The sequence below is a fragment of the Bartonella sp. CL70QHWL genome, from assembly GCF_042194855.1.
In the GTDB taxonomy this organism is placed as follows: Bacteria; Pseudomonadota; Alphaproteobacteria; order Rhizobiales; family Rhizobiaceae; genus Bartonella.
This window is the reverse complement of sequence record NZ_JBHINJ010000071.1, coordinates 1-1806: the sequence shown is the minus strand read 5'-3', so window position 1 is coordinate 1806 and position 1806 is coordinate 1. Positions and strand designations below refer to the sequence as shown.

Annotated in this window: 3 protein-coding genes; 2 read left to right on the top strand and 1 reads right to left on the bottom strand. The window is 34.1% G+C overall.

Annotated elements, in window-relative coordinates:
• Positions 1–282: 282 nt before the first annotated feature.
• On the bottom strand, positions 283–582 hold the full coding sequence (locus ACFIJZ_RS09715; RefSeq protein WP_015856266.1) for a helix-turn-helix domain-containing protein: 300 nt from the start codon (positions 580–582) through the stop codon (positions 283–285).
• Between the two features lie 92 nt (positions 583–674).
• On the opposite strand from ACFIJZ_RS09715, the gene ACFIJZ_RS09710 reads away from it, so the two are divergent.
• Complete coding sequence (locus ACFIJZ_RS09710; protein ID WP_375631948.1) at positions 675–1010, top strand: helix-turn-helix domain-containing protein; 336 nt, start codon at positions 675–677, stop codon at positions 1008–1010.
• 125 nt (positions 1011–1135) lie between these two features.
• The coding region (locus ACFIJZ_RS09705) for a YdaU family protein (protein WP_375631946.1) at positions 1136–1806 on the top strand (671 nt) is incomplete at its 3' end.

Here is a 1806-nt window from a genome sequence, read left to right as displayed (position 1 = left end):
ACCAATGTTTTGATCATCATCATAGACAACTAATAAAATTTCATCAGAATTTATAAGAATTGGATTTTCCATAATTTTTCCTCCCTAACGCCTCTTGGCGATTGTTTGTGCGTGGTTTATGAGATGTTTATACCATTATGGTAGTGTTGAGTCAATACCAAAATGGTTATTTTTTTTATTTTATATTTGGAAGGGGTGAAATAATGGATAAAAATCTATTGATTGATGAAAAAATATTAGCGTTTTGGAAAAAATTAACAGAGGATGAAAAAAAGAAATTTATTATTTCTTTTCTTGATAAAATGAAGAAAGAAGATCAAGAAGTTTAACTTTGTTATCATAACTTAGATGTTCGAGCATATCTTCTATTTGTGCATCTAAGTTATTTGTCTCCTGTTCTGAAAACATCAATTGTTTAGGGGTAACGGATAAGTGAGGTGCTAAACGTATAGCCCATTCTTTTGTTAATTTCCGATGACCATTTTCTAAGCGAAAAATCTGTGGTTGACTCGTACCTGCTAATTCAGCTAACTTTTTAGAGCTTAAGCCCATTTTCTCTCTGAAAAATTTTAAGTTATTCATGATTCTTATCCTATAAAAAAAATTTTATCTTTCAAATACCAATACGGTAAAAATCTCTTGCATTAAAAATACCGCTATGGTATGATTTGGGAATGTTTAAGCTAAAATCATATTTATTGAAGAATAATATTACTTACGCTGAGTTTGCAGCCTCTATAGGTGTTACACAGACATCAATAGCGCGTTACATAAATAAGAAGAGATTTCCTCAGCCTAGGATAATAAAGCAAATAGCAAAGATTACGGATAATTATGTAAGTCCTAGTGATTGGTATCAAGAAAATTTTACTACTGCAATACAAGAAAAAGCAACGCCTGCTTTTGTCAATGGTTCCACTGTTTGCATGAAGCCATGTGAACAAAATGAAATGACGAAGCTTCAATATGAAGAAAAGAATGAACATCAACAGCATCATTCACACTCTTAAACAGGCAAAAATAAAGAGATCAAATAAATAGATTACGCGTCACCATGCGCACGCATAAATACGCAACAGCTTTAAGGGGGGGATTATGATCACTAATTTATATTTAATGAAAGAAGGGGGCGCGCATGTCTAATGGTATGCCATGGATAAGATTCCATTTGTATGACTGGATAAGTGGTACAGATGGAATGACGTTAGAGCAAAGGGGCGCTTATATGACGCTTCTCGTTCGCATGTACGATAAAAAAGCACCAATTAAAGAAGATTTTGAAACGCTTGCACGTGCTTGCAATTGTTCGCAGAAAAAATTTGCAGCTATTGTCGAATACTTAATGAGGAATGATAAACTTGTTGAGACAGATAATGGATTGTGGAATACGCGTGTTGAAGAAGAGTTGAACGATTTTGCTGATAAAAAAGAGCACATATCGCAAGTTCGTAGTGAAGCTGGTAAAAAAGGTGCGCAAGCAAAAAATAATACAAAACAACATGTTAATAATTTTGCTGAAGCAAATGACAAGCAAAACGTTTTTTTTGCTGAAGCAAACGCTAAGCAAAATCAAGCTATAAAGAACCAGAATAAGAATATATATAAAAAAACTAAAACTATCGTTTTAGCAAAAAAAGAAATTGGTTCTGAAAGTTTAGAAACAAACGAACAGGTTGACGAGCCAACAGAGGTTGCTGCTGTTGAGACCACATCAGAGCAAATCACAACATCATCAGACAACCAACCTCCCATTCACGAGCAAGAGAACGTTCCCAAAAAAGCAAAACGAGCGCAAGCTAATCGCGG